We start from the raw sequence: 26,476 nt of genomic DNA, 5'->3' as shown, positions 1-26,476 counted from the left end.
ATCCTAACCCCGAGCGTCCCCCCGCCGGTATAGGCCTCCTACAAACTGTCGTATTCGTCTCCTGGACGGGCACACCGGGCGTGGGTGTTACCGTCACCGCGTGATCAGGGCGGACCGGCGGGCGGTGTCGGTGGCAACGCTGGCCGTGGCCTTGGTCACGGTCGCCGGATGCGCCGGCGAGGGGCCGGAAAGCTCCCCGACGTCGATGCACACCACCACGACCATGGTCGCCGGGGCCGGTGTGCTCGGCAACGACCGGCGGCCCGACGAGTCCTGCGCCGCTGAGCCGGTGCGCCCGGACCCCGGCCCCTCGGTGCGGTCGGTCCGCAATGCGGCCGGGGTGGAGCCGCCCAGCGTCGAGGTGCCCGAGGAACCGCAGCGCATCGTGGTGCTCTCCGGCGACCAGCTCGACGCACTGTGCGCCCTGGGTCTGCAGTCCCGCGTGGTGGGCGCGGCACTACCGGAGGGCTCGGAGAGTCAGCCGTCCTATCTGGGCGCCGTGCTGCACGGCGTGCCGGCGGTGGGGACCCGCAGCAATCCGGACACCGAAGCCATCGATGCGCTGCACCCGGATCTGATCCTGGGTGCACAGGGCCTGACGCCGGACTACTCGGCACTGGCCTCGATCGCCCCGACCGTGTTCACCGGGGCGCCGGGTGCGGCGTGGGAGGACAACGCGCGCGGTGTCGGCGCCGCGACGGCCCGCAGCGACGCGATCGACGAGGTGCTCGAGAAATTCGGCCAGAACGCCGCCGAAACCGGCGAGGTCAGCGACGCCACCCACTACCAGGTCTCGGTGGTTCAGCTCACCGACAACAGCGTGCGGGTCTACGGGGCGTCCGGCTTCGCCGCCAGCGTGCTCAAGGCCGTCGGCGTGGACCGGCCGCCGTTGCAGCGGTTCACCGACCAGCCCTACCTCGAGATCGCCGCCGGCGAGGCGGATCTGGGCGGCCGGGCGGACTTCTCGGCGGCCGACGGCGACATCGTCTACGTGTCTTTCGCCTCCCCGGCGGCCAAGGCACGGGCAGCCACCGTCTTCGACAGCGTCGCCTGGCGCCGGTTGGCGGCCAACCGTGACAGTCGGGTGTTCGTCGTCAACAACGAGGTGTGGCAGACCGGGCAGGGACCGGTTGCCGCCCGCGGTGTGGTCGAGGACCTGCGCTGGGTGAACGCGCCGATCAACTAGGCGGGCTCGGCCCCGACCACTCTGCGCAATTCGTCTGACGCCCGCTGCTGCTCCGCATCGGCCTGCTCGCGAAGCCGGCGCACCTCGGCGTCCAACGCACCGACCCGGTCTTGCAGGATCTCCAGCTCGCGCACCTGCCGGGCCCGTAGCTCACCTTCGGCGCCGTCGGTGCCGAGCACCCGCAACTGTTCGGCGATGCGGCTCTGCGCGGCGTAGGCCTCATCGCGTTGCTCTTCGGCCCGCGCGCACTGCTCGGCGAGTCGGCGCGCCGTGTTGCGATGCGCCAGCACCTGCGAAAGCGCTTGCACCGTCTGCGCATCCAGAGTGCGGTCGGCCAGCCACTCCTCCAGCCGGCCCGGTTCCAGGTCGTCATAGGCGATCTCGCGGTACACCGGCCAGGTCTCCAACACCGTCGCCTCGGCGCTGCGGTGCCCGGCAACCGTGACCGCAAATCGGCACCACACGCCGTCGTGGCCGGCGTCGGTGACGCCGGCCTGCGCGGCCACGGTGTGATCCGGGGGCACCGGCAGTTCGAAGATCACGTCAACCGAGTCGTCATGATCGTTCTCGGCGTGCAGGGTGTGTCGTCGCTCGCAGCGCTGCTCCTCGACCAGGGCGTCGGCGGCCAGCCTGATCCGGGTGGTGACAGTCTGCAACGACGCAACGCTGCGGCAGCGCACCGCGAGGTCCTTGGCGAAGGCCAGCCGTACGTCGGCACCGCGAGAGGTGAAGCCCAGCATGGCTTCCCCGGCATAGCCACCCTGCTCGTAGATCACCGCCGGGCCTTCTTCGAGCACCACGCCCGTGGTGTTGGTGAATCCGAGCACGATATCGGGAACGGGACCGCGTTCCTCGCGCCATACCAGCTCCCGGCGCACCCCGTCGACGGGTGCCACGGCCAGCGGGACCATGGCCGCACCCCCGCGCTTCAGCGACACCGGCGTGGCCAGCCGGTATTCGAAATACTCACCGCGGTCGGACGTTTCGACGTCAGCGGCGGCGGTTCGGTAGGCGTCGGCGGCGAGTCCGGCATTGCCCATCGGTACCGCGCCGAGCATCGACGCTTCCGCGCTGGAGGCACGCCGCGGCGCGGCGACGCGTTCGCTCTCCTCGACGACCACCCGCTGCACCTGCCGGCCGTGGTAGAGGTCGATGTCGAACGAGATCGGTTGGCCGGTGGTCAAAGTCACCTCGACGTCGGTCAGATCCTCGTCGATCGGGTTGTGGATGATTCCCGTCGCGACCAGGGTCACGGTGTCGCCGTCACGGATCGCCCGGTACGACACCCGCCACATCGGTGCGGCAACGATGTAGGACACCCGCACGTCGTCGGAGGCGCCGCGGATCTGCACCGCCACATCACAGTTGCGGCCCGCGGTGGCCGCGCGGGACCGGTCGATCAGGTAGTCGAGGTCGTCTTTCGACGGGCCCTCCAGCAGGTCGAGGCGGTGCGCCTCGGTGAGATCGACCAGGCTGACCGCACCGGAATCGGTGCGCAACACCAGTAGCCGCCGGGCCGGCGCATCGGCGACGTTGTCGAAACCGATCACCTCACCGCGGTGCGCCTGATCGCCGCTGTGCACCTCCACGGCGCGGCCCCGCAGCGCCTCGAACAGCCCGGCGAGGGCGTCGCCCGGGTTGAGCAGCAGGTTGCGGTCGGCCAGCTCGGTGCGAGGGTCGGCCGGGGTGTCGAAGGAGACCGCACCCACCGATGCGCTGCCGCCTGCCGCGTCGACGGTCAGCGACTTGAGCACGTCCTTCATGTCGTCGCGGCGAAACGTGAGGGTGAAGTCGCCGTCCACCGGCCCGCGGCGGCCGACGAAGGCCACCCCGTGTTTGTAGAGAACCAGCCGGTCGACGTGGGGGCGCGCGTTCATCCTTCGGACCCTAATCGCCGGTGACGACACCGCGGGAGTATCACGTCTGCCTGTTGCTTCAGTGAGCAGGCTCACGGCGCCACGGCAAAGAACTTTGTTAGACTATCTTTTTCAATTCCGTACAGATCCGAAGAGAGTTACTCGATAATGACCACCGTTTCCGCCTACGCGGCCACCTCGCCCGACACGCCGTTGACCAGGACCACCATCACCCGCCGGGAGCCCGGCCCGCACGATGTCGCGTTCGATATCGCCTTCGCCGGCATCTGCCACTCCGATATCCACACCGTCCGGGCCGAGTGGGGCCGCCCGCAGTATCCCCTGGTCCCCGGCCACGAGATCGCCGGTGTGGTGACCGCCGTCGGCGCGCAGGTGACCAAGTTCAAGGTCGGTGACCGCGTCGGCGTCGGCTGCTTCGTCGACTCCTGCCGCGAGTGCCCCAGCTGCCAGGCCGGGCATGAGCAGTACTGCACCGGCGGCGGCATGATCGGCACCTACGCCGGCGTCGGCCGCGACGGCCAGCCCACCCAGGGTGGCTACAGCGGCGCGATCGTCGTCGACGAAAACTACGTGCTGAGCATCCCGGACGAGATTCCCCTGGATGCCGCCGCGCCCCTGCTCTGCGCCGGGGTCACCACCTACTCGCCGTTGCGGCACTGGAATGTCGGCCCGGGCAAGCGGATTGCGGTGGTGGGCCTGGGCGGCCTGGGCCACATGGCCGTCAAGCTCGGCACGGCGATGGGCGCGGAGGTCACCGTGCTGTCGCAGTCTCTGAAGAAGATGGAGGACGGCCTGCGGCTGGGCGCGCAGCACTACTACGCCACCAGCGACCCGACCACCTTCAAGACGCTGCGCAGCGACTTCGACGTCATCTTGAACACCGTCTCGGCCAGCCTGGACCTGGGCGCATACCTGAACCTGCTCACCCTCGACGGCACGCTCGTCGAGTTGGGCATGCCCGAGAGCTCCCTGTCGGTGCCGCCGGGCCCGCTGGTCCGGATGCGGCGCAGTGTGTCGGGGTCGTTGATCGGCGGGATCGCCGAGACGCAGGAGATGCTGAACTTCTGCGCCGAACACGACGTGCGCCCCGAGATCGAGGTCATCGAACCGGACTACATCAACACCGCCTACGAGCGGGTGCTGGCCTCCGACGTGCGCTACCGCTTCGTCATCGACACCGCATCGCTGCGGGCCGCCTAGCATTCGATGCTCGCCGAGCGTGTACTCAGACCGAAAAATTCGCGAAATCTCCGGTCTCAGTGCACGTTCGGCGAGGGCTGCCGGCCGTAGACCCCTACCGGCGTCAGCCGTCCTAGACGTAGCGGCTGCGCCCGGCCAGTGCGCCCGCCAGTATCTGCACCAGGTAGACGGCGAGGATCAGCAGCCACGGCACGGTCCATCCGCCGGTCGCGTGGTGCAACAGGCCGAACAGGAACGGACCGACACCGGCCAGCAGATAGCCGAAGCCCTGCGCCATCCCCGACAGGCGCACGGTGTCCTCGGCGTCGCGGGCCCGCAGCGCAATCACGGTGAGCGCCAACGAGAACACGCTCATCCCCAGCCCCACCAGCACACTCCACAGCAGCGGCGCGGCCGCCGGCGCGATCAACAGCCCGAGTATTCCGGCGACGCCGAGCACCCCCAGCCCGACGATCCATCCGCTCTGGCTGCCGCGGCGCGCGGCCAGCGGCGAGACGATCAGACTGATCGGCACCGCGATCAGCGAGATCAACCCGAGCAGCAGCCCCGCCCGCGTTTCGCTGGTCCCGTGGTCGATCAGTACCTCCGGCAGCCAGCCGATCACCACGTAGGCGATGAAGGATTGAGTGCCGAAGAACAGCGTGATGGTCCAGGCCAGCTTGTTGCGCAACAGCGACCGGCCGGTCGTCGCGGCCGCAGGCGCGGCGGTGCCGGCCCGCTCGAATCCGCGGGCTGCCACCAACCATGCCGCCAGCGCCAGCAGGGCCAGCGCACTCCACGCCGCCAGTGCCGATCGCCAGCCGCCCAGCGCGTCGTCGAGCACCGGGGTTGCCGCGGAGCCCAAGGCCCCTCCCCCTTGGAGCGCCGCGGTGTAAACCCCGGTCATCAGCCCGATCCGCGCCGGGAAGGAACCTCTGATGATCACCGGGATCAGCACATTGATCAACGCGATGCCCGCGGTGGCCACCAATGTCCCGCCGAGTACGACCAGGGGCCCGTCGCACACCCGGATCAGCAGTCCCGCAACAAGTGTGAGCAGCGCCGCCGAGACCGTGCGGCCCAACCCGATCCGCCGGGACAACCACGGCGCGGCCAGCCCGGCTCCCGCGAAGCACAGACCGGGCAGTGTGGTCAGGATGCCGGCCCAGGTGTCCGAGGCGCCCAACGCCCCACGCATCTCCGGGAGCAGCGGCCCCACGCTGGTGATCGCCGGGCGCAGGTTCAGCGCGGTCAACACCACCGCGACGGTCAGCAGCGCACCACCGGCCGCCATCGTCGCCACCGGCCGGATCTCGATGACGCCATCGAGCTCCAGTTCAAGGTCATGCTCGTACTGGTCGAGCGTTTCGGTGCGGACTGTGCGGGTCACCTGACGTAGGATCGCATACATCCCATGATTGGATGAAGGGAGGATGCTGTGCCGTTGGTCACCGCCCGCCGCACCGGCCTGGTCGATCAGGTGATCGAACAGCTTCGAGCCTCAGTGACCGGCGGGGAATGGCCGGTCGATTCGCGAATCCCGCCCGAGCCGGAGCTCGCCGATGCGCTGGGTGTCGGCCGCAATACGGTGCGCGAGGCGGTCCGGGCGTTGGCCCACAGCGGGATCCTGGAGGTCCGCCAGGGCGACGGAACCTATGTGCGCGCCACCAGCGAGGTGTCCGGCGCCGTGCGCCGACTGTGCGGCTCCGAGCTGCGCGACGTGCTACAGGTGCGGCGCTGCCTGGAGGTGGAGGGGGCCCGGCTTGCCGCCGCCGCCCGCACCGAGGAGGACCTGACCGAGCTGCAGGCACTGTTGGATCGCCGTGACGGGCACCAGCAACAGGGCCGCCACGAGGACTTCGTCCGGGCGGACACCGATTTCCACCTCGCCGTGGTCCGCGCGTCGCACAATCCGGTGCTGACCGAACTGTATTGCGGGCTCACCGAAGTGGTGATGGCCAGCGTGGCGACGACGAGCGCGAAACCGGTGCAGTCAGACCAGATCCGGCACCGGGGATTGGTGGAGGCGATCGCCGCGGGCGCCGTCGAGGCGGCCGGACGTGAGGCGGGCGGATTCCTCGACGAGCTGTTGGACCGGCTGCCGTCCCGATAAGCCGCTCAGTTGCGCCGAAGTCCCAACACCCGCAGCAGTTCCGGCCGGCGCAGAATCAGCCCGATCCACATCAGCACGCCGACGTACACCGCGAAGAACACGAAGCCGGCCAGCGGCTTGTCGGCATGCAGGTTGATGGTGACCGCCCCACCCAGGTAGGCGGTCAGGCCAAGGGCGCCCAGGACCGCGGTGCGGGGAATCAGAAAGACGATCAGGCACACCAGCAGAACCCAGCCGATAACAGCGGTCTTGTCCGGCGAAAAGCCGAGTGACTCCGTACCTTCGCGGGCGAACTGCATCCCGAGGATCTTCGGGATGCTGTCGAACGCGAAGAACACGCCAAGCAGGGCGGTGATCGCGGCACCAGCAATCCATGCCCGGGACCGTCGCGGTGTGGTGCTCTCGGTGTTTGTGGTCATCCTGCAACACTAGGCGCTTGTCGCGACGCTCGCCGGTTCGTGAGCGTGCAGGAACACCGCGGTGTAGCCGAACAGGAGCACCGCGGTGGCTACCAGCATGGTCAGTGCGACCGTGTAGTTGTTGTGCACCGGGTCGTAGGTGGCGCCCATCACCAGCGGCGGGAAGTAACCGCCCAATCCGCCGACGGCCGCGACGATTCCGGTGACCGAGCCGATCGAGCCGGCCGGTGCGCGCCGAGACACCCAGGCGAACACCCCACCGGTGCCCATGCCGAGTGCGACGGCCAGCGGGATGAACGTCAATCCGGTCCACAGATCGGCCGGCGGGTGGAAGACCGCGATCAGCGTCTGCACGGCGATGCCGGCCAGTGCGGCCAGCACCACGTATTTGGGCAGGATGTGGTCGGCCAGCGTTCCACCGAGCAACCGGGCCAGCACCGCCGCCAGCGCGAACGCCGCCGTGCGCTCGCCGGCACCGACCGCGGAGAAGTCGTAGATCGTCTTGGTGTAGATGGGCAGGTAGTTGCAGAACGCCACGAACCCACCGAAAACCAGCGCGTAGAGAACCGACATCTCCCAGGTGACCCGCAGCTTTGCGGCGGCCATCAGCTTCGGCAACGCGCTGGCCGTGTTCGGGACGAACTGCGGGCCATTGCGCATCAGCACCACACACAGCAGCGCCGAAATCGCCAGGGCCGCCGCGACAATCACATGGGTGGTGAACAGCCCGAACCACCGCACGAACCGCGGGGTGAAGAACGCCGACACCGCGGTACCCACCATCCCCATCCCGAACACCCCGGTGGCGAAGCCGCGACGTTCGGGGGCAAACCAGTTGTTGGCGAACGGGATTCCGATCGCGAATACCGTTCCGGCGACGCCGAGGAAGAACCCTCCGGTCAGTATCAGCGGGTAAGAACCGATCTTGGCCGCATAGCCGACCACGAGCACCGGGACGATCGATGCCAGCGAGACCCCGATGAACATGGCGCGACCACCGAAGCGGTCGGTCATCAGTCCGGTCACGATCCGGCCCAGTGCCCCGACCAGGATCGGGGTGGCCACTATCAACGCCTGTTGGTTGGCGCTGAGCGACATCTGGGTGGCGTACTGCGTCGAGAGCGGGCCGACCAGATTCCATCCCCAGAAGCAGATCACCGACACCCAGGTGGCCAGGAGCAGGTTCACCAACTGCTGGGTTCTGGTGCTCGGTTCGGCGACGACAGCCATTGCGGTATGTAAGCACGGTGCCGGCGGCTGTGCGGGGCGAACGAATCCCGCGGCAGATCCGATCGGGATTTGTCACCCCTGCCCGCTACGGTCCTGCCATGCGACGACAGCACGGCGAGCGGGGAATCCCCAAGGTGAACCTGATCCAGACGAACGATCATGACAGTGACCGGATCGAACCCGTCCCAACCGGTTTTCGCGAAATTGACGCAGCACTCGGCGGCGGACTGCAGCCGGGGTCCCTGACCATCATCGCCGGTCACACCGGATCCGGTGTGACCGCTCTGGCTACGCATATCGCCAAGAGGCTGGTCACTGACACCGATACGGCCGCCAACATTCTGGCCTTCGGCACCACCCTGGACCAACTTGAGCGTCGGATACGGGCAGACTCAGATCCGCCGGCCGAACGTTCATTCATCGCTGGGCAACGCGAACTGCATGGTGGACGTCTGCGCATTTCCGAAACCCATGATCGCGAGCCGGGGGACATCCTCCGCCGTCTTTCCATTGAGCTTTGGACGAGCGAACCGCGGGCGAGTCTGATCGTGGTCGATTCGCTAAACATGGTGGGCGTCGTCAGCGACGATCTAGACTTCCCCCGCTCTCCAAAGATTCATTCACCGACAATGAGCGATTTCTGTCGACACCTGAAAGGTGTTGCCCTAGAAGAAAATATTGCGGTCATCGCTACCACTACGTTCGCAGTGAGCGCAGGCGTAGGAATGGAGCCGGGCGATTGGATCGAACACCTTCCATCGGTCGGCCCCGCCGCAGTCGCCGCCGACAACGTCCTTCTCCTCTACCGGCCCGACAGGTGGGACAGGCACACGCCCCGCGAAGGAGAAGTAGACGTCGTCCTGGCCAAAGGCGCAGCCGCACCGAAGACGTGCACGGCCGAGCACCAACTCACCCGCGGAAAATTCGCCGATTTCCCGATCAATCCGCGGCACGACCCTCAGTGAACAGCTCGGCCTCCACGGCCTCCGGGTCGTTCGGGTTCTGCTCCTGGCAGTAGTTCAGGTAGCGCCGGTACAGCTCGCTGGGCCAGCTGTCGTTGCCGACGTTCGAGTCGAAGATGCCGCGAGCCCGCAGCGCCGTGGCTACGCGGCTGTCGAGCACCAGCGGGCGCAGCCCATCACCGGCCGGGTTGCGCCCGCCTACGAAGAACAGGAACTTGGTGAAGTAAGCCGGACCCATGTGCTTTGTCCTAGCGACCCCACCCGGCAGCATCGCTGCGTAGGCAGCGACCGCTCCCTCGGTGGCCTGGATCGCCGCGGCTTTCCGCAGGTTCTCCTCGACCGTTTCGGCGTTGGTGGTGAACGCCCGAACCATCCGCCCAATGGAATACGCGTTCTTACCCAGCCCCCAGACGTAGGCGGCGACGGCGGTGTGCAGCTCGCGGTGTTCGGATTCGGTGGCCGCGATGCTGAACACGTCATCACGGGAAATCCATCGATAGCCGCCATCGCCGAGCTCCAGCTGATCCAGCCTCGGCGGCCAGAAATGCGCGAGCTCACCGGTGAAATAGCGTGTCCACCACTCCGATCGGTACTTCGCCCAGTTGGAGTACGGACGCTCCTCGGTGTCGGTGCCTCCGATAGCTGTCAAGGTTCTGAGCCTCCTAACCGGGGATGCCCGGCTTGCCCGGCAGACCAAATTGGCCGCTCCCGCCGGACGTCCCGGCCTTGCCATCACTGCCGCCCGGAGATCCAGCCGGTCCGCCGGTTCCACCACCGCCGCCGTAGCCACCGTAGCCAGCTCCGCCAGCGGGTCCGGCCGGGATCCCGTCGGCGCCGTTCCCACCGTTGCCGCCCTTACCCCCCTGTCCACCGCTGCCCGCGTCGCCACCATTGCCGCCGGTACCCATAGCAGAGTTGCCACCGGCACCGCCGGTTCCGCCCGTGCCGCCATAACCGCCTTGCCCGCCGTACGGCGTCCAAAGGCCTGGGTCGTCTCCGTTAGCGCCGGTACCTCCGGTACCTCCGACACCACCCGAACCGCCCTGCCCACCATTGCCGCCGCGACCGGATCCCGCAGCGTCGCCGCCATTCCCGCCGTAGCCGCCGATACCACCCGTACCACCACTTGAGCCAGGGTGGTTTGTCAGGCCATTTCCACCGTTTCCGCCAACTCCTCCGGCGCTGCCCGCACCGCCGTTACCTCCGTTACCGGACCCTACTGCCGCACCGCCGTCTCCTCCGCGGCCACCAAACCCACCTTGACCTCCCCAACTATCAATTGTCCCGATCGCGCCACCATCGCCGCCTGCGCCAGCCTGCCCGGCGGATCCGCCATCGCCACCGTTGCCAGACCCCAACCCAAGGCCTCCGGTGCCCCCGTTTCCTGCGTTTCCACCTCTGCCACCCGGGGCTTGGGACAAGTTGCCGGGGTCACTGACGCCATTGCCGCCAGCAGCGCCATTGCCTCCAGTACCGCCAACTCCGCCGTCGCCGTCCCGGCCGCTGCCGCCCGTACCGAAGGCTGCACCGCCCTTGCCACCCACTCCACCTACTCCGCCAGTCCCGCCTGTGCCACCGGTACCGCCCGTCAAGCGTGTGTAATCGGGCCACTGTGAGCCGTCAGCACCGCGGCCGCCGTTGCCACCGGTGCCGCCCGTTCCCCCGGCACCGCCGACGCCACCGTCACCGTCGAGGCCTTCGGCTCCTGAGCCGAGGGCCGCGCCGCCCTTGCCGCCGATGCCACCGTTTCCGCCAGTGCCCCCTGCACCGCCCGATCCGCCGTCCTCACCAGAACCGTTCGGGGTGGTAGCCGCGGCCCCATCTGCGCCGGTTGCGCCGGTGCCGCCGACCCCGCCCATGCCGCCAGTTCCCCCGCGACCGCCGTCGCCCATGATCGAGCCTCCCAGCCCGCCATCGCCTCCGATTCCTCCGGTACCTCCGGCACCTCCCGGAGTAGCGATGTCAACGCTGGCTGCTCCAGGGCCTCCGCGACCACCCTCACCCCCTTGGCCGCCGTTGCCCACCGAACCAGCCGCACCGCCGTTGCCGCCGTTCCCGCCCGATGCACCAGTGCTCGTGGCATTAAACCCAGCGCCACCGGTTCCACCGTTACCGCCGCTAGTAGCCTCCACACCAGCTGCACCAGCCACGCCACCAGGACCACCAGCCGCACCGCCAGCACCCGCGCTACCCGCGTCACCACCATGTCCGCCGACACCGCCATCGACATTCACCGCGTCGCCAGCGCCACCCGTCCCGCCGTTACCACCGACCCCGGCGTTACCACCGTCTCCGCCGTGACCTGTGCTCCCCCTGCTGCCTGCTGCTCCGAGTAGGCCGCTGGCGCCACCGACGCCACCAAAAGTGCCTCCGGCGCCACCCGTACCACCGTTTCCGCCATCACCGGCATTGCCGCCGACACCACCAGCTATAGCCGCGTCCTGGCCGTTCCCGCCGGTGCCGCCATTGCCGCCCACGCCACCTACACCGGCGTTGCCACCGTTACCGCCCGAGCCCAACAGCCAGGCTCCCCGACCGCCGGCGCCACCGTTGCCACCGATGCCACCAGCACCGCCGTTACCGCCATCGACACCAGTGCCCCCGGACTCACCGGCAGCGCCCGCGCCGCCGCGACCACCCGCGCCCCCGGCGCCACCGTTGCCGAACAACATGCCTATGCCAGCACCACCGACGCCGCCTTCACCACCGGCGAGACCCGATAGCCCGGTCCCGCCGGCCCCACCGGCGCCGCCGATGCCCATCAGCCAGCCGCCGGAGCCTCCGTCACCGCCGTAACCTCCGTCAAGGCCGGCGCCACCAGCACCGCCATTGCCGAACGCACCCAGCGCCGAGCCACCCGCGCCGCCAATGCCATCCGCGCTGGTACCGCCGGCGCCGCCGTCGCCGAACCACAGCCCGCCGTTGCCACCGGCCGCCTCGGCCAAGGTGCCGCCATCGATACCGTCAGCGCCGTTGCCAATCAGGTCCTGCCCGAACAGCAATTGCGGCAACGGATTGATCAGGTTGTCGTTGACCCACGCCCCGAACTCACTGTCGATCCAGCTCTTCTGCAACGCATGGATCGGCATGTAGAACCACGAGTTGTACAGATCGGCCATGAAGTCCGGGTTCCACTCCGGATCGGTTGCCGGCGCCATCGACGCCTCGGCCGAACCCCACTCGGCCGAACCCAACAGATCGACGAACCAGTCGAAGTCGTCGGCCTGCGCAGCCGGCGCGACCGCCACCGGAGCCACCCCGAGCGCCAAGAACGCACCCAGCGCACCAACGGCACCCGATGCACGCGAAGCTGCCTTGCCCACCCCAGGGCAACGCTGCCCGTTACGACGACTCATCGAAAATGGCCTTCCCCGAGAACCCTTGGCTTTAGCTGCGGCAATCCTCAGAGAGCCACCACAAGTCCGATGAATGTAACACTAGTAGGGCAGACAAACGCGACCATTGGTCGGTTAGTGGTACAGGTGCCCACGCGCCCCGGACAGACTGATCCTGAGCAGGCCGCCGCATGGGCGCGGCGGCGCATGGACGTCGGGACCCGAATCCGCACGCTGCGAATCGAACTCGGCCTCACCCAGGAAGCATTGGCGTTGAGGTCTGGCGTTACCCGCAACGTCTTGATCGACGTAGAGCACGGTCGGCGCAGCCTGCTATACGAGCGCCTGTTCGACTTAGCCGATGCGCTTGGGGTTCCCGTCAGCGAACTCATGCAAGAGTCGTAGGAACAGGTCCACCGGGCCGGTCCTACGACCATTCAGCCGACCGGCGAGGTCGAGATTCAGACCGTCAGGCGGGTACCGAAGCCCCGAATAACCTCGGCAGTGTCGGAGCCCGCTGCTAGCTTCCGTGTTACCTGGGCGCTCCCGGACGGGAGGCCGCAGAGAACGGAGAAGATGATGTCAACGTGTTCAGCAGTCCCCGAGCTTGTCCTCGGGGGACGACACTTGAAAGACGCCCTCGAACAGGTCCGCCGGTATTGCGGACTCCCGTGGAGCGGCGGACCACCGGAGACGTGGGCCTTCGCGTACTACGACGCGATCGCAACTGACCCCGCCCGGGTGACACCGGTTGATGTGCTGAGCACCGCGGCCCTTCATCCTGGGATTAGCCGGAGCGACCTCGCATTCTTCGTGGAGCAACGCGAGGGGATTCAGGCATGGCTTAGCGAAGTTCCTTCTGACGTACCGCTGCAAAAGGCGGACGACGATGTTCTGATCCATCTAGCGGCGCTGGCGGAATGGGGATCGGCGCCACATCTGACACTCCTAACGAAGGTCCTGCACCGCAAGCGACCTCAACTTATCCCTCTCATTGACCGGCACGTCATCAACCACTACAGGCCACTGACCGGCGAACGGCGTGCAGAATCCGCATGGCCGCGGCTACTGCGCGAAATCAAGATGGACCTGCAGGGGCCAGCCGGTGGTGTAGTGAGCGCGTGGGCGAACTATGTCCGCACCGAGTCCGGTGTTTCCGTCAGTGCACTCCGGATTCTGGACATCGCTGTGTGGATGGACGGTAACCAATAATGGGAAATATACCGCTCGCCATCCCGGTCGGCGGGGCGCGTCATGAGTTCAGAGAATTCAACGGCCAAGACCAAACGATGGAAGCTGCGTTCCTTACCCATGTCTTGGATGGCACGCAGCCATTTGTCCGGTCTGTGAGAGTAATGCGAGCCACCGAATCAACGCTTCATCTACCCGCCGATCTGCTAATTGAGCGGCGCTGGCAAAGTGACCGTTCGACACAAATCTTGGCACGGACTGAAGATGCGAGCGTTCTACTCGATTTCCGCAGAAGCCAGCCGGTCTTAGTCGAGGTCAGCGCCGATTGTATGAAACGTGCCGACGATATCTCGGAAGCTCTCACCGCTCAATCCCAAAAGCCCCGATCACCGGACACTGTCACATTGAAGATGGTCGCTGCCACGGATCATGGCGTCAGCGTCCGACAAAGCGATATCGAAGCGCCGTGCTGGGACGAAATACACCGCAACTACCCCACCGACGTCAGTGGACGGCTCGCTGATCTGATGGAACTCGAAGGGCCCGGTTCGAGCGGGCGCCTGGTGTTGTGGCATGGTCCTCCGGGCACCGGAAAAAGCACCGCACTTCGCGCACTTGCCCGGAAATGGCAACCGTGGTGTGACACTGTGTATGTCGTCGACCCCGAGCAAATGTTCCGTGATGCCGGGTACCTCTTGGAGGTGATGTGCGTCAGATCTTCCGACAGTGAGGACGAGCCTCGGTGGCAGCTCGTCATCGCGGAAGACACCGATGAGTATCTCCGGGTGACGGCGCGCCGAGATGCCGGCGCAGCTTTGGGGCGACTCCTCAATGTGACCGACGGAATCCTGGGACAGGGGATGCGGAGCATCGTCTTGTTGACCACCAACGAGGACATCAGCAAACTACATCCCGCGCTCACCCGGCCCGGTCGTTGCCTAGCTGAAGTCGGGTTCCAGAAGTTCAACCCGCGGCAGGCACGCGCCTGGCTCCCCGAGGGCGTTCCTTCACCTACGGCAGAACCGTCGCTCGCGGAACTGTACGAAATACTTGGCACCAACAGTCCAATCAGCACGGTTCCAAAGCAAGAATCGACCAGTTTGGGGATGTACCTATGATCCGACACACCGCCCTACGCATGCCGTCCGTTCTGCAAGAAGAGTTCGCCGACCAAGCGGTAGAGTTGCTCCGTCAGTATCAACGTTACAGCGGCTGGCATTTCGAGACGCTCGGCCATCCGTGGAACGATCCGGCGACGATCAACACGGTGACAGCCGCAGACCTCCTCGCACTGAACACCCTGTCAGTTCAGGGATCTGCGTGGGCATCCATCGAGATCCTCGACACCGATCTTGGCCGAGAGTTCGCCGAGCTTCTCAAGCAGATCAGTCCCAATCTCGACTTGGTCGATGCAACCGACGCCGACCTCGGAGAAGGCTCGCCCGCGGATCGATTGTGGAAGCTCTGCCGTCCCAATGGCACCGCCCGCTGGAAGCACTTCGGACCGGTGACGACGAGCAAACTGCTAGCTCGCAAGCGTCCACGACTGGTGCCAATCTACGATTCCGTGGTCGGTGATCAGTACGGTCTCAAAGATTCACGCGGACTGTGGTTCGGCATGCGCGAGGCACTCCTTGCAGACAACCGGCGACTGCACAATCACGCGGTCAGACTTCACCGCGCCGCGGGCCTACCTGAAACGGTCACACCCCTGCGTGTCATCGACATCGTCGTGTGGATGTACGGAAAGGCGTCAAGCTTCTAAGGTCCTGCGCTGACGGGATCCGCCTATCAAATCCCAGGGGCAACACGGCGCTTGGAACCCAACTGGGTAAGCCGAACTGAGGCTTCCAACCGGCGGCCAGCACTCGGCCAAGTCTCCAAAACCAGGTTAGTACCCAGTGAAGTCTAGGAAATCCTGGTTAGCTTCTCTTCCGTATACCCACGCCTCGGCCAACTGGTCCAGGGTGCATTGCTCTGGTCCGATCCAGTGGCTTCGCGTTGATCGAGCAGCACATAATAAACGGGATACTGCCAGCCTTGCTCGTGGTCCATCAATGAGATACCAACCACGGTTCCCGAATATTCGTTCACGTGTTCATTGCTGTAGCAAAATACTCGATCCCCGAGCGAGAACTTGACGCTATTTCGGCGGCCCGGAAGCCACTTCAAGCATATTTCTGAATACCATTGCGGGTCAGTCAAATCCGGCCGCTGAGGATCTCCAAGTACAACTTGAAACATTGGGTACGTTGGCGTGCCGCCACCCACATCCAATAATATTGAAGCAGCACGAACCGTCCCAATACCATCGTATAATTCACCTGCGGTTCTGCATTCCACTCTGTCACCGACCTGGAAAGGGGATCGCACAGGAACACCCGGCGTCCAGTCATGAATCTCGGTCAGAATCTGGCTGGTCAATTCTTCAGAATCAATCTGCTTCGCGAGAGCGCCGATATCTATTGGCTCCGCCGGACGGGAGTCCTGTGGTCTAGTTGTCCGATCATCGACGACTGGAGATAATAACTCGGCAATATATTGAGCAGCTTGGACCTGCGAGGTATAGAACTGCCACCGCTTGCCCTGTCGCGATTCAAGTTGGAGAACTCCGTATTGTACGATTGGCACTTTTTGATTGTTGGCGAACCTGCCATCCGGCCCACCATTTTTATTGAGGTACCGCCAGGTGGACCCGACCACGACCGCATCGGCAGGGAGACGGTCTGATCCATCCTCAATAAATTCGACGGTAGAATGCCGCGCCGTTAAGTCAGTATAGCCGAGAGTGTTGTACCATTTACCCTCTCGAATCAAAATTCGGTCTGGTAAAAAATATAGACCCGTTTCGCCCATTTCCAGCGCGGGGACGTGAATATTGGTCGAGAGATGCGGAGGCCCGGAAACCGTTGCTTGCGTGGTTCGACGCGAAACACCTCCGGTCGCTCCGGCGTTCATTTTCTGCTGCCGGAGGGTGACATAATCCCCTCGATCAACTACTTGCGACAGTCGATTACATGCCGTCAACCAACCCCACGCCTGCACCAAAGCGTCGAACCATTGCGCCGACGCATCGTTCACGTCATAGAACAACGCAACCGTTTGCTTCCGTCCCCAGCGACTCGTCTGAGCTGCCGCATTGAGCTGATCAACGATATCATCAGAATTCGTAGGTGCTAGCGGAATTATTTGCGACCCAATGACGTCTTCGGTAAGAAATTCATTGGGATGATAACTCGAATCTTCCAGCTCCAAATTCTGAGCCGAATTTTGGTTCAGGAGTTTTCCCAGGGAGGTTCGGTAGTAGACGCCATGTCGTCCCATGTGAACATAGTTTCCTCGAGGTCCCGTCCCCACTCGAAAACCACGGACCCCCGTGCTGACACCGAGGCCTGATTTACTAAGGTTAAACCTGACGGGACCAACATTGATACTCTTCCGAAAGTAAAAGCCCACCACACCGCCAATTTCCATAGTCACCTACGCGCTACGCCCAAGGCTATCGCGGATTCAGGGTGACGTTGCCTTGACTCCAGCTTTTTGTTCAAACCACCGCCCCGTCGACCAGTGTGTTACCTGATTTCGGAAGCGTGCCCACGATCCTCGCCTTGGCGCTCCTGTGACGTAGGGATTCGTCAAACAGAAGGTTGCGTTTGAGGTCTTGTGGCCGAGCCGTCTCGCTGAGAACCAGCTGGCCACCACCGCGCCCTACGGCACACCTCCGAAGGTCAGGCGACCAGCGACATATCGTGTGGATGCCTAGCATCGCCCTTCTAGAATCGCCTGCACAACGGGAAGCGCCCTAAGGGTTTCCGCGCCGCAACATGGCGCGCTCGGAAGCCATTTGGATCCGATCCCCGCACCACCCGAACTAGAACTCCCAGTCTTCGTCTTCCGTGATGACGGCCTTGCCGATCACATACGACGACCCCGAGCCGGAGAAGAAGTCGTGGTTCTCGTCCCCGTTGGGTGACAGCGCGGACAGGATCGCCGGGTTGACGTCGGTCTCGTCACGCGGGAACAGCGCCTCATAGCCGAGGTTCATCAGCGCCTTGTTGGCGTTGTAGCGCAAGAATTTTTTGACGTCCTCGGTCAGCCCCACCCCGTCGTACAGGTCCTGGGTGTACTCGACCTCGTTGTCGTAGAGCTCGAAGAGCAGCTCGTAGGTGTAGTCCTTGAGCTCTTGACGCTTTTCCTCGTCGACCAACGCCAAGCCGCGCTGGTACTTGTAGCCGATGTAGTAGCCGTGCACGGCCTCGTCGCGGATGATCAGCCGGATCACGTCAGCGGTGTTGGTCAGCTTGCCCCGGCTCGACCAGTACATCGGCAGGTAGAAGCCGGAGTAGAACAGGAAGCTCTCCAGCAGAGTGGAAGCCACCTTGCGCTTGAGCGGCTCGTCACCGCGGTAGTACTGCATGACGATGGAGGCCTTGCGCTGCAGGTTGGGGTTCTCCTCCGACCAGCGGAAGGCTTCGTCGATCTCGGCGGTCGAACACAGCGTGGAGAAGATCTGGCTGTAGCTCTTGGCGTGCACGGACTCCATGAACGCGATGTTGGTGTAGACGGCCTGTTCGTGCGGGGTCAGCGAATCAGGGATCAGGCTGACCGCGCCGACGGTGCCCTGGATGGTGTCCAGCAGCGTCAGGCCGGTGAAGACCCGCATGGTGAGCTGCTTCTCGTCGTCGGTCAGGGTTCCCCAAGAGGGGATGTCGTTGGACACCGGCACCTTCTCGGGGAGCCAGAAATTCCCGGTCAGCCGGTCCCAGACCTCGGCATCCTTTTCGTCTTGCACTCGGTTCCAGTTGATCGCGGATGTCCGGTCGATCAGCTTCATACCCTCAGCCACCAGAACCTCATTTCACACGCCGGGACCTAGGTCTTCGACACTACCCCTGGTGGCGAATAACGGGTGGCAACACAAGGTCTTGTGTTTGGCGTGTCGTTGCGTGATCAGCCGGAGACCACGACGGGAGGCGCGTCGGGCCCGCTCAGGCGGGCTGCTCGTTGGCCGCGACCTCGCGAATCGGCCGGTCGGGATCCATCGCGACGCCGAGGTTGTCGGCGGTGCCGTTGACGACACTGATCATGATGGTGGTCAGGTAGGCGACGAACGTGTCGCGCGGCATTCGCCGCGGGCTGTCCAGTTCCGGGCCGAGCCACCAGTCGGTGGCCGAGGTCGCCGTCCCGAACGCCGCAAACGCCGCCAGCTCGATCGCCTCCCGGTTGAGGTCCAGATCCCGCAGCTCGTTACTGAACATCTCGGCCATCGCCAGTGTGATTGTCCGGCCCTCGTTGAGCGTCCGCATCGTCGACTCGGACTGGGCGCGCATCCGGCCCTGGATGAAGAACCGCAACACGTTGGGATGCTCGTCGACCAGGGTCACGTACTCTTCGACGCTGCGCCGCACGATGTCGCGCAGCGAGTTGGTGGCGATGTCGATGGAGGCGAAGATCGCCGTCCACAACTCATCGCGCAGCCGGGCACCGACAGCCTCGAACAGATCGTCCTTGTCGGCGAAGTGCCGATAGATCTTGGGCTTGGCGGTGCCGGCTTCCGCGGCGATCTCCCGCACGCTCACCTCGGGCCCGAGCCGGTCGATAGCCCGGAAGGCGGCCTCGACGATCTCGCCGCGGACCTTCTTGCGGTGTTCGCGCCAACGCTCGCTGCGCGCGTCCACCTTCTGCCCACCGTTCTCGGCCGGCTTGGGTCTAGGAGTTCCGCGCACGTCAAGCACCATACAGCGTTGCCCCGGCTGACCTGGGGAGACCGCATGGTGACCTGGTCCGATAGCATCGAAGGCAGTTCCCGGCCGGCCCAAGACGCATCACCGCGCATAGTTGAGACGAGATTTAGTGACGCAACGATTCGACGTGGCCATCGTCGGCGGCGGCCCAGCGGGATCGGCGGCCGCCTGGCAGGCTCGCCAGGCCGGCGCCAGCGTCGTCGTCCTGGACAAGGCCGAGTTCCCCCGCGACAAGCCCTGCGGTGACGGCCTGACCGCGCGTGCGGTCAGCTACCTGCAGAAGATGGGCCTCACCCAGCAGGTCGACAAGTTTCACCGGGTCAACCGGGTGAAGGTGTTCAGCCCGAGCGAGTGGGAGCTGTCGTTTCCGCGCCGGCCCGGGATGCCCGACCACGGATACGTCGCGCGCCGCCCGGAGCTGGATACCCTGATGCTCAAGCACGCCGAGTCGGCCGGCGCGGAGATCCGCCAGTCCGCCGAGGCCACCGGGCCGGTGCTCGACGACACCGGCCGGGTGGTCGGGGTGTTGCTCAAGAGCGGCGAAAAAGTGCTGGCCGACGCGGTGATCGCCGCCGACGGCGCCTACTCGCCGATCAAGCGGGCGCTGAAGCTCGACTCCGACTACAACGGCTACTCGGCGATCGCGATCCGCGCCGAGATGCCCGCCAACCGGCCTGATGTCGACTCACTCGACATCTACATGAAGCTGGTGTTCGAGGGTGACCAGCTGCCCGGCTACGGCTGGGTGTTCCCGCTGGGCGACGGCCGGGTCAACATCGGCTTGGGCTACGTCAACAGCTACAAGAACTGGCAGGCCATCAACGCCACCACGTTCCTGGGCGAGTTCCTGGAGACGCTGCCGCGGGACTGGGAGCTGCCGTCGATCACCGAACTCAAGCAGTCCAAGACGGTGCGGGCCTGGCGGCTGCCGATGGGCTTCACCGCGTGGCCGCCGTGGCGGCCCGGGGTGCTGTTCGCCGGGGACTCGCTGGGCGCGGGCCGGCCGACCTCCGGCGCCGGGATCTCCAAGGCGCTGGAATCCGGGCTGACCGCCGGCGAGTGCGCGGTCGCGGCGCTGGTCAACGGCGGGCCGGACGACTTCACCAACTACGCCCAGCGGATGCAAGCCGCCTGGGGCCGGGAGTACAAGCGCGGCCGGTTCTTTCACAAGTTGGCCGGTAAGCCGGCGTTGGCCAATGCGGGCCTCAAGCTGCTCGACAACCCGCGATTCCGCGACCTGATGCTGGCTCGGCTGTACTCGGGGCAGCAGGGGCCGGCGCACACGTACTGAGTTGGTCAACAGGTTACGTCAGCGGCGACCGCGCTCGGCTCGGCCCGGCTTGCGGGCCACTTTTCCCGCAGCAGCGCGTGCGGCCTGCTTGGCCAGGGTCTTCTCCCGCGCGGTGCGTTTCGGTACCGGCTGAGTCTGTCCCCGCGACGAGCCGGGTTTGCGGCCCCGCACAATGCCGACGAACTCTTCGACCAGTGACGACTGCTCCCCCTCCGGGAAGGCAAGCGCCACCGGGCAGGTGGGCGCGTCGCTGATCGGACGATAGATGAGGTCCTTGCGGTGATACAGCCGCGCCAGTGACTGGGGAACGATGAGCGCGCCCATCCCCGTGGCGACGAGTTCTATTGCTTCCTTGGTGGTTTCGGGACGGTAATCGACTGGAGTTCCGGGAGCTTCCGCCCAGTCGATGACATCGTCGAGTGGGAGCAGCGTCGGCTCACCGTCAAGATCGGCGGCGGTGATCGCGTCGAAGGCACTGAGGATGTGATCGGCCGGCACCACGGCCACTGTCGTCTCCTCGTAGAGCGGGATGGCGGCCAGCCCCGAGGTGTCGGCCGGAAGCCGGAGCAACGCCACGTCGACGGCGCCGGTCCGTACGGCATCGGCCGCGTCTGCCGCGGCAACGGCGTGCAACTGCAATGGAACTTCGGGGTGACGCTCCGCCCAGATCCGAGCCCACTTCGCGGGCGTTCCGCCGGGGACATACCCGAGGGTGAGGGAGCGCCGGGTCACCGCATCAGGCTACCGATAAGCTCGACGCATGAGCAGGTCGAACGCGCAGTCCATGAAACCCGCCACGGCGGCGAAGAAGCTGGACGTGTACCTGCCCGCGACACCTGCGGAATTCCAGGAGAACCCGATCACCCGCGCCGAACTCGCTGCCCTGCAGGCAGACCCGCCGCAGTGGCTCAAGGACCTCCGCGAGAACGGGCCGCACCCGAAGAACCTCGTGGCAGCCAAGCTCGGCGTCTCGATCTCCGGTCTGGCGCGGGGCGGCGTCGGGAATGCACTTACCACCGAACAGATCAATGAACTGCTCGAGGAGAAACCGGAGTGGCTGGTCGCAGAACGCGAGAGCTACCAGACGGTGTTGCGTGAACAGCGCCGCCTCAAGTCGCTGCATGCGGAACAGGCTCGCCAGAACTGATTTCCGCCAGTCAGCCGCTAGACAAGCTGCGTAGCATCGCTACGTGAAGAAAACAACGCTCAAGGACAGGTTTGCGCTCGCCGCGGCAGCCGTCGCGCTGTTGTTGATCACCGCAGGCCCACTCGCAATGCCCACGGTCGCGGCCGCCGCAAGTGGTCCGCCCGCAGCGCTGGAACCGGCGCCGCCGCCCCCGTCAGATCCGACCGCAGAACCGGGAACAGATCCCAATCCCGTCCCGCCCATCGGATCCGGTATCCGTGATAGGCGCTGCGGCAGCGATCTGTTCACTGGGGCTCCGCTGCCCTGCTAGGCGCGGGTCCGGGGAAGCCCGCTACCCCAACTGGTGCGCGCTCACAGCATCGCCGGAACACATCGAGCTGGCCAGCGGAGTCAGCTCCGCGGCTCTTGCCCGGCGGTGCGTGAGCCGTCGTGCTCCTCGGCTCGAGCCGTCGAAGTGGGCGCCGACCAGCTGGCGAGCATACGGAGTTTCTCGTCGGCGGGGGATCCAGGGGGCGCGGTGTAGCCGGTAAGCACCAGTTGGTCATCACCTGTGCAGCGGACGTCGAGGGAGTCATAGGACAGATCGACAGCCCCGACGACGGGGTGATTGAAGTGTTTGAGCCCGGTGTTGTGACTGCGAACATTGTGAGTGCCCCAACGACTGCGGAAATGCTCACTGCGGGTAGCGAGTTCGCCGATGAGCTCGGTGAGGTCCTTGTTGTACGGATCGCGGCCCGCCTCGGTGCGCAGCAACGCGACGGTAGTGTCCATCGAACCTGCGTAGTCGGGGAAGAAGTCCGCGGCGCGCTCGTCGAGAAAGTTGAAGCGGGCGATGTTGGCCTTCCATGCCGGCTCGTCGAGCACCGGCGCGTACAGCGCTCGGCCAAGGGCGTTGGTGGCGATGATGTCGAGCCGGCCGTTGCGGACGAACACGGCCGCTCCGGTCATCGCGTCAAGTAGCTGCTGCAGGCTCGCAGGTAGCTTGACGGGTGTACGCCTGCGTGGAGTTCGAGCGGGTTTGGCGGCGCGGGCCAGATGGAACAGATGCGCTGTCTCGGCGTCGTCGAGCAGCAACGCGCGTGCGACGGCGGACAGCACATCGTCGGAGACACCGCGGATGTGGCCCTTCTCCAGGCGGGTGTACCAGTCGGTGCTCACCCCGGCGAGCACGGCGACTTCCTCACGGCGCAGCCCGGGAACTCGGCGTTGAGTTCCACCGGCCGGGAGACCAACCTGTTCGGGAGAGATCCGGGCGCGGCGGGTGGCAAGGAAGTCGCGTATGTCGGTCCGCTCCGGGACACCACTGGCGTTCATCCTTCCGACGGTACGACGAGTTCCCCCTGCAGTGGGGGGTTGTACTTGTACCCCCGCTGACTCGACCTGCCGCGCGCTGCTGAGAAGGAGTTCTCTGATTCAGGTGATGTTCCAGGAGATCGAGACCCGCGCCCGCCGCGTCAACGGTTGCGCGCGCGGGTACGTATCCATGGGTGCCGTCGTCGACGGCTCACTGACCAGCACACTCCCGAGGAAAGGACACCAGCGATGACCGACGAACAGAACACCGGCTGGACCGGCGGCCAGCGCGCCTTCGGCGACTTCGCGCCCGGCATGGTGCACTACACCGACCGCGTGCTGTTCGACGAGGTGTGGGCACGGCCCGACCTGTCCAAGCGGGACCGCAGTCTGATCACTGTTGCGGCGTTGACCACCATGGGCAAGACCGAACAGCTGACCTTCCACATCGACTACGCACACCGCAACGGCGTCACCGTGGAAGAGCTGAAAGAGGCGATCCTGCACCTGGCCTTCTACACCGGCTGGCCCAACGCCATGTCCGCGATGGGCGTCGCCAAGCAGATCTTCGGCGATACCAACAACACCGGTGAGGAGAGCTGACCATGTACGGAGCCGTCATCCACGCTCCCGGCGATGTCCGCATCGAACAGCGCGCGCACCCCCGGATCACCGAACCCACCGACGCCGTCGTTCAGCTGGCCGCGACCTGCGTGTGCGGCTCGGACCTGTGGGACTGGCGCGGCATCAACCCTGTCGACCGCCCCACCCCGATGGGCCACGAGTACGTCGGCACCGTCGTCGAGGTCGGCGATGCCGTGACGAACATCAAGGTCGGCGACTTCGTCGTGGGCTCGTTCTTCGCCTCCGACAACACCTGCGCCATCTGCCGCGCCGGCTACCAGTCCCGCTGCGAAAACGTCCAGTACGTCGGCGCCTGCGGAGCCCAAGCCGAGTACCTGCGCGTCCCTCTGGCCGACGGCACCCTCGTCGCCACTCCCGGCCAACCCGACCCCGACCTGATCCCGTCTCTGCTGGCTGCCTCCGACGTTCTCGGCACCGGCTGGTTCGGCGCGGTAGCCGCCGAGGCCGGGCGGGGCAAGACCGTTGCCGTTGTCGGCGACGGTGCCGTAGGTCTGATGGGTGTGCTCGCCGCCAAACAGCTTGGGGCCGAGCGCATCATCGCCATGTCCCGTCATGAACCGCGGCAGAAGCTGGCTCTGAAGTTCGGCGCAACCGACATCGTCGCCGAACGCGGCGACAAAGGTGTGACCCGGGTCAAGGAACTCACCGCTGGCCTCGGGGCGCACAGCGTGGTCGAGGCCGTCGGCACCCAGGAGGCCATGATGCAGGCCATCCGCTCCACTCGGCCCGGCGGACACGTCGGATTCGTCGGCGTCTCGCACGGAGTCCAGATCCCCGGCGAAGAACTCTTCAACGCCGAAGTGCACCTGATGGGCGGGCCCGCCCCAGTGCGCCGATTCCTCCCCGACCTCATCGGCCGCATCTGGCGCCGCGAGATCGACCCTGGCAAGGTCTTCGACCTCATCCTTCCCCTGGCGCAGGCCGCTGAGGCCTACCGAGCGATGGACGAACGCCGCGCCATCAAGGCGCTCCTGCAACCGTAGCCGTCATTCACTCACCCAATTCGAGTAGCACAGAACGGATAGCGCATGGAATACACAACACTCGGATCAACCGGGGTACAGGTCTCCCCGTTGTGCTTCGGCGCAATGTCGTTCGGCGCCGAGGCCGACGATCAAAGCTCTGCGGAGATGTACCGGCGCGTGCGCGACGCCGGTATCAACTTCTTCGACTCCGCCGACGTCTACAGCGGCGGCGCATCGGAGGAGATCCTCGGACGCTTGATCAAGGACGAGCGCGACGAGGTGGTGATCACCTCGAAGGTGTTCTACCCGACCGGTACCGGCCCCAACGCCGCCGGACTGTCCCGCCGCCACATCAGCCTCGCGGTCGACGCCAGCCTGCGACGCTTCCGCACCGACTGGATCGACGTCTACTTCGTCCACGCCTTCGACGAGAACACCCCGATCGAGGAGACCCTCCGCGCACTAGACCAGGCGCAGCGGGCGGGAAAGATCCTCTACCTCGGCGTGAGCAACTGGGCCGCATGGCAGATCGCCCTGGCCCTGGGTGTCTCCGCCCGCGAAGGCCTGGCCCGGTTCCAGGTCATCGAACCGATGTACAACCTGGTCCGCCGACAGGCCGAGGTCGAAATTTTGCCGCTGGCCGCCGCACAGCAGCTCGGCGTCATCACCTATAGCCCACTCGGCGGCGGCCTGCTGACCGGTAAGTACACCAGCACCGCCAAACCGGCCAGCGGACGGCTGGTGGACGTTCCTCGCTACACCGACCGATTCGGTCTCGACAGCGACTTCGCCACCGCCGAACGCTTCACCGCTCTGGCCGCGGACCTCGACGTCACGCCCCCGGCTCTGGCCGTCGCCTGGGTGATGGCCAACCCCGCGGTCACCGCTCCCATCATCGGGGCCCGCAACCTCGACCAGCTCGAAGGCTCCCTCGCCGCACTCGACATCACCATGACCGAGGAGCTATACCGCCGGGTCACCGACCTGTCCACAACCCCCGCTCCGGCCACCGACCGCACCGAAACCCTGAAACCGGGCTGGGCGTGACAGCGTGCTGCGGAAACTGCGCGTAACCCGATCTCAACGAGAGGACTCACCATGATCACCTACGACTTCACCGACAGGGTCGCCTTCGTCACCGGTGCGGCGGCCGGCATGGGCGCAGCGACCGCCCGGAGCTTCGCCCAGGCCGGAGCGGCAACCGCGATCGTCGACCGCGACATCGAGGTCGCAGAACGCTTCGCGACGGAACTCACCGGCGAGGGGCTCAATGCGATCGCGATCGGCTGCGACGTCGCCGACGAACTCCAGGTCAAGAACGCGGTCGACACCACGGTGGCAATCTTCGGCCGCCTCGACGTGGCCTTCAACAACGCCGGCATCATGCTGCCCCCGGTCGGCGCCGCCGACGAGACCGCCGACGCATTCAACAAGATCGTCTCGGTGAATCTGCAGGGCGTGTGGGCGTCGATGAAGTACGAGCTGGCACAGATGCGGGAACAAGGCTCCGGATCGATCGTGAACTGCTCGTCGCTGGGTGGCCTCGTCGGCGGTAACGGCCGCGCGACCTACCACGCCACCAAGCACGGGGTGATCGGCCAGACCAAAAGCGTTGCGCTGGAATACGCGCCACTCGGCATCCGCGTCAACGCCGTATGCCCCGGCACCATCGACACCCCCATGGTCGAGCGGATGACAGCCGGCGGCGAACTGGACTCCCAAGCCGCTCTCGCCGCGATCCCGATGGGCAGACTGGGCCACGCCGACGAGATCGCCGCGGCGGTGCTCTGGCTCTGCAGCGATGCCGCAAGCTACGTCACCGGCGTCGCGCTCCCCGTCGACGGCGCATACACCGCCCAGTAGCCACCAACGGCCCGCGCGACTTTCAGCCAGTTGTTC

General features: G+C 65.7%; 25 protein-coding genes. 14 read left to right on the top strand and 11 right to left on the bottom strand.

Annotation, left to right across the window (positions count from 1 at the left end):
- Window positions 1–100 precede the first annotated feature (100 nt).
- Window positions 101–1,186 (top strand): iron-siderophore ABC transporter substrate-binding protein, encoded by a 1,086-nt coding sequence (locus AWC16_RS09265; protein ID WP_085264449.1) that lies wholly within the window; start codon window positions 101–103, stop codon window positions 1,184–1,186.
- Here AWC16_RS09265 and AWC16_RS09260 read toward each other — a convergent pair.
- Entirely contained in the window at window positions 1,183–3,063 is a 1,881-nt protein-coding gene (locus tag AWC16_RS09260) for a hypothetical protein (RefSeq protein ID WP_085264448.1), read from the bottom strand. The two genes, AWC16_RS09265 and AWC16_RS09260, sit on opposite strands and share 4 nt — an antisense overlap.
- Window positions 3,064–3,210: 147 nt before the next feature.
- Between AWC16_RS09260 and AWC16_RS09255 the strand changes: the two genes are divergently transcribed.
- Window positions 3,211–4,263 carry an NAD(P)-dependent alcohol dehydrogenase gene (locus tag AWC16_RS09255; protein ID WP_085264447.1) on the top strand — a complete coding sequence of 351 codons (1,053 nt, stop codon included), beginning with the start codon at window positions 3,211–3,213 and terminating at the stop codon, window positions 4,261–4,263.
- A 112-nt stretch (window positions 4,264–4,375) separates the two neighbouring features.
- Here AWC16_RS09255 and AWC16_RS09250 read toward each other — a convergent pair whose 3' ends face one another.
- Window positions 4,376–5,632, bottom strand: a complete 1,257-nt coding sequence (locus tag AWC16_RS09250) for a CynX/NimT family MFS transporter (protein WP_234812186.1) — start codon at window positions 5,630–5,632, stop codon at window positions 4,376–4,378.
- Window positions 5,633–5,680: 48 nt separating this feature from the next.
- Between AWC16_RS09250 and AWC16_RS09245 the strand changes: the two genes are divergently transcribed.
- Window positions 5,681–6,355: a FadR/GntR family transcriptional regulator gene (locus AWC16_RS09245; protein ID WP_085264445.1), complete on the top strand. Its 675-nt coding sequence runs from the start codon at window positions 5,681–5,683 to the stop codon at window positions 6,353–6,355.
- A 5-nt stretch (window positions 6,356–6,360) separates the two neighbouring features.
- On the opposite strand, the gene AWC16_RS09240 is transcribed toward AWC16_RS09245, so the two are convergent.
- Together AWC16_RS09240 and AWC16_RS09235 are read right to left on the bottom strand one after the other, a co-directional pair.
- On the bottom strand, window positions 6,361–6,774 hold the full coding sequence (locus AWC16_RS09240) for a DoxX family protein (protein ID WP_085264444.1): 414 nt from the start codon (window positions 6,772–6,774) through the stop codon (window positions 6,361–6,363).
- 9 nt (window positions 6,775–6,783) lie between these two features.
- The gene (locus AWC16_RS09235; RefSeq protein WP_085264443.1) at window positions 6,784–8,004 is read right to left on the bottom strand and encodes an MFS transporter; all 1,221 of its coding nucleotides are present in this window, start codon (window positions 8,002–8,004) and stop codon (window positions 6,784–6,786) included.
- A gap of 98 nt (window positions 8,005–8,102) precedes the next feature.
- Between AWC16_RS09235 and AWC16_RS09230 the strand changes: the two genes are divergently transcribed.
- Window positions 8,103–8,969 (top strand): RAD55 family ATPase, encoded by an 867-nt coding sequence (locus AWC16_RS09230; RefSeq protein ID WP_085264442.1) that lies wholly within the window; start codon window positions 8,103–8,105, stop codon window positions 8,967–8,969.
- Here AWC16_RS09230 and AWC16_RS09225 read toward each other — a convergent pair.
- Together AWC16_RS09225 and AWC16_RS24290 are read right to left on the bottom strand one after the other, a co-directional pair.
- Window positions 8,944–9,615 (bottom strand): 8-oxoguanine DNA glycosylase OGG fold protein, encoded by a 672-nt coding sequence (locus AWC16_RS09225; RefSeq protein ID WP_085264441.1) that lies wholly within the window; start codon window positions 9,613–9,615, stop codon window positions 8,944–8,946. The genes AWC16_RS09230 and AWC16_RS09225 overlap by 26 nt on opposite strands.
- Window positions 9,616–9,628: 13 nt before the next feature.
- The gene (locus AWC16_RS24290) at window positions 9,629–12,289 is read right to left on the bottom strand and encodes a hypothetical protein (protein ID WP_165759193.1); all 2,661 of its coding nucleotides are present in this window, start codon (window positions 12,287–12,289) and stop codon (window positions 9,629–9,631) included.
- 159 nt (window positions 12,290–12,448) lie between these two features.
- Here AWC16_RS24290 and AWC16_RS09200 point away from each other — a divergent pair, with 159 nt between their 5' ends.
- The 4 genes from AWC16_RS09200 to AWC16_RS09185 all read left to right on the top strand — a co-directional run bounded on the left by AWC16_RS09200 (window position 12,449) and on the right by AWC16_RS09185 (window position 15,257).
- The gene (locus AWC16_RS09200) at window positions 12,449–12,706 is read left to right on the top strand and encodes a helix-turn-helix domain-containing protein (RefSeq protein WP_085264438.1); all 258 of its coding nucleotides are present in this window, start codon (window positions 12,449–12,451) and stop codon (window positions 12,704–12,706) included.
- 222 nt (window positions 12,707–12,928) lie between these two features.
- Window positions 12,929–13,513 (top strand): DUF6308 family protein, encoded by a 585-nt coding sequence (locus tag AWC16_RS09195; RefSeq protein ID WP_133055926.1) that lies wholly within the window; start codon window positions 12,929–12,931, stop codon window positions 13,511–13,513.
- Window positions 13,513–14,610, top strand: a complete 1,098-nt coding sequence (locus AWC16_RS09190; protein WP_085264436.1) for a DUF5925 domain-containing protein — start codon at window positions 13,513–13,515, stop codon at window positions 14,608–14,610. The genes AWC16_RS09195 and AWC16_RS09190 overlap by 1 nt, the downstream gene beginning before the upstream one ends.
- Window positions 14,607–15,257 (top strand): DUF6308 family protein, encoded by a 651-nt coding sequence (locus AWC16_RS09185; RefSeq protein WP_085264435.1) that lies wholly within the window; start codon window positions 14,607–14,609, stop codon window positions 15,255–15,257. Before AWC16_RS09190 ends, AWC16_RS09185 begins: the two co-directional genes overlap by 4 nt.
- A 143-nt stretch (window positions 15,258–15,400) precedes the next feature.
- On the opposite strand, the gene AWC16_RS09180 is transcribed toward AWC16_RS09185, so the two are convergent.
- From AWC16_RS09180 to AWC16_RS09170, 3 genes are all read right to left on the bottom strand, one after another.
- Window positions 15,401–16,966, bottom strand: coding sequence for a DUF4236 domain-containing protein (locus AWC16_RS09180; protein WP_133055925.1), 1,566 nt, complete (start codon window positions 16,964–16,966; stop codon window positions 15,401–15,403).
- A 397-nt stretch (window positions 16,967–17,363) separates the two neighbouring features.
- Entirely contained in the window at window positions 17,364–18,326 is a 963-nt protein-coding gene (gene nrdF, locus AWC16_RS09175; RefSeq protein WP_085264560.1) for a class 1b ribonucleoside-diphosphate reductase subunit beta, read from the bottom strand.
- A 154-nt stretch (window positions 18,327–18,480) separates the two neighbouring features.
- Window positions 18,481–19,230: a TetR/AcrR family transcriptional regulator gene (locus AWC16_RS09170; protein ID WP_085264433.1), complete on the bottom strand. Its 750-nt coding sequence runs from the start codon at window positions 19,228–19,230 to the stop codon at window positions 18,481–18,483.
- Between the two features lie 115 nt (window positions 19,231–19,345).
- On the opposite strand from AWC16_RS09170, the gene AWC16_RS09165 reads away from it, so the two are divergent.
- Window positions 19,346–20,527, top strand: coding sequence for an NAD(P)/FAD-dependent oxidoreductase (locus AWC16_RS09165; protein WP_085264432.1), 1,182 nt, complete (start codon window positions 19,346–19,348; stop codon window positions 20,525–20,527).
- An 18-nt stretch (window positions 20,528–20,545) separates the two neighbouring features.
- On the opposite strand, the gene AWC16_RS09160 is transcribed toward AWC16_RS09165, so the two are convergent.
- A complete protein-coding gene (locus AWC16_RS09160) occupies window positions 20,546–21,259 on the bottom strand; it encodes a LysR family substrate-binding domain-containing protein (protein WP_085264431.1) in 714 nt (237 codons plus the stop codon).
- 28 nt (window positions 21,260–21,287) lie between these two features.
- On the opposite strand from AWC16_RS09160, the gene AWC16_RS09155 reads away from it, so the two are divergent.
- Window positions 21,288–21,674: a DUF5997 family protein gene (locus AWC16_RS09155; protein ID WP_085264430.1), complete on the top strand. Its 387-nt coding sequence runs from the start codon at window positions 21,288–21,290 to the stop codon at window positions 21,672–21,674.
- 390 nt (window positions 21,675–22,064) lie between these two features.
- Here the strand turns inward: AWC16_RS09155 and AWC16_RS09150 are convergent, their stop codons facing one another.
- Window positions 22,065–22,988 (bottom strand): helix-turn-helix transcriptional regulator, encoded by a 924-nt coding sequence (locus tag AWC16_RS09150; protein WP_085264429.1) that lies wholly within the window; start codon window positions 22,986–22,988, stop codon window positions 22,065–22,067.
- Between the two features lie 228 nt (window positions 22,989–23,216).
- Here AWC16_RS09150 and AWC16_RS09145 point away from each other — a divergent pair, with 228 nt between their 5' ends.
- From AWC16_RS09145 to AWC16_RS09130, 4 genes are read left to right on the top strand one after another with little or no spacing between them, the layout of a single operon-like run.
- Window positions 23,217–23,570 (top strand): carboxymuconolactone decarboxylase family protein, encoded by a 354-nt coding sequence (locus AWC16_RS09145; RefSeq protein ID WP_085264428.1) that lies wholly within the window; start codon window positions 23,217–23,219, stop codon window positions 23,568–23,570.
- 2 nt (window positions 23,571–23,572) lie between these two features.
- Complete coding sequence (locus AWC16_RS09140) at window positions 23,573–24,595, top strand: zinc-dependent alcohol dehydrogenase family protein (protein ID WP_085264427.1); 1,023 nt, start codon at window positions 23,573–23,575, stop codon at window positions 24,593–24,595.
- Window positions 24,596–24,640: 45 nt separating this feature from the next.
- Window positions 24,641–25,624, top strand: coding sequence for an aldo/keto reductase (locus tag AWC16_RS09135; protein WP_085264426.1), 984 nt, complete (start codon window positions 24,641–24,643; stop codon window positions 25,622–25,624).
- A 51-nt stretch (window positions 25,625–25,675) separates the two neighbouring features.
- Complete coding sequence (locus tag AWC16_RS09130; RefSeq protein WP_085264425.1) at window positions 25,676–26,440, top strand: glucose 1-dehydrogenase; 765 nt, start codon at window positions 25,676–25,678, stop codon at window positions 26,438–26,440.
- Window positions 26,441–26,476 lie beyond the last annotated feature (36 nt).

The organism is Mycolicibacter longobardus, from assembly GCF_002102265.1.
Lineage (GTDB): Bacteria > Actinomycetota > Actinomycetes > Mycobacteriales > Mycobacteriaceae > Mycobacterium > Mycobacterium longobardum.
This window is presented reverse-complemented; position numbering and strand designations above follow the sequence as displayed.

Bases quoted from the DNA above. Each gene is read 5' to 3' on its own strand.
- AWC16_RS09260 (WP_085264448.1), bottom strand. From the start codon at position 3,063: ATGAACGCGCGCCCCCACGTCGACCGGCTGGTTCTCTACAAACACGGG.
- AWC16_RS09255 (WP_085264447.1), top strand. From the start codon at position 3,211: ATGACCACCGTTTCCGCCTACGCGGCCACCTCGCCCGACACGCCGTTG.
- AWC16_RS09240 (WP_085264444.1), bottom strand. From the start codon at position 6,774: ATGACCACAAACACCGAGAGCACCACACCGCGACGGTCCCGGGCATGG.
- AWC16_RS09235 (WP_085264443.1), bottom strand. From the start codon at position 8,004: ATGGCTGTCGTCGCCGAACCGAGCACCAGAACCCAGCAGTTGGTGAAC.
- AWC16_RS09230 (WP_085264442.1), top strand. From the start codon at position 8,103: ATGCGACGACAGCACGGCGAGCGGGGAATCCCCAAGGTGAACCTGATC.
- AWC16_RS09190 (WP_085264436.1), top strand. From the start codon at position 13,513: ATGGGAAATATACCGCTCGCCATCCCGGTCGGCGGGGCGCGTCATGAG.
- AWC16_RS09185 (WP_085264435.1), top strand. From the start codon at position 14,607: ATGATCCGACACACCGCCCTACGCATGCCGTCCGTTCTGCAAGAAGAG.
- AWC16_RS09180 (WP_133055925.1), bottom strand. From the start codon at position 16,966: ATGGAAATTGGCGGTGTGGTGGGCTTTTACTTTCGGAAGAGTATCAAT.
- nrdF (WP_085264560.1), bottom strand. From the start codon at position 18,326: ATGAAGCTGATCGACCGGACATCCGCGATCAACTGGAACCGAGTGCAA.
- AWC16_RS09170 (WP_085264433.1), bottom strand. From the start codon at position 19,230: ATGGTGCTTGACGTGCGCGGAACTCCTAGACCCAAGCCGGCCGAGAAC.
- AWC16_RS09155 (WP_085264430.1), top strand. From the start codon at position 21,288: ATGAGCAGGTCGAACGCGCAGTCCATGAAACCCGCCACGGCGGCGAAG.
- AWC16_RS09150 (WP_085264429.1), bottom strand. From the start codon at position 22,988: ATGAACGCCAGTGGTGTCCCGGAGCGGACCGACATACGCGACTTCCTT.
- AWC16_RS09145 (WP_085264428.1), top strand. From the start codon at position 23,217: ATGACCGACGAACAGAACACCGGCTGGACCGGCGGCCAGCGCGCCTTC.
- AWC16_RS09140 (WP_085264427.1), top strand. From the start codon at position 23,573: ATGTACGGAGCCGTCATCCACGCTCCCGGCGATGTCCGCATCGAACAG.
- AWC16_RS09135 (WP_085264426.1), top strand. From the start codon at position 24,641: ATGGAATACACAACACTCGGATCAACCGGGGTACAGGTCTCCCCGTTG.
- AWC16_RS09130 (WP_085264425.1), top strand. From the start codon at position 25,676: ATGATCACCTACGACTTCACCGACAGGGTCGCCTTCGTCACCGGTGCG.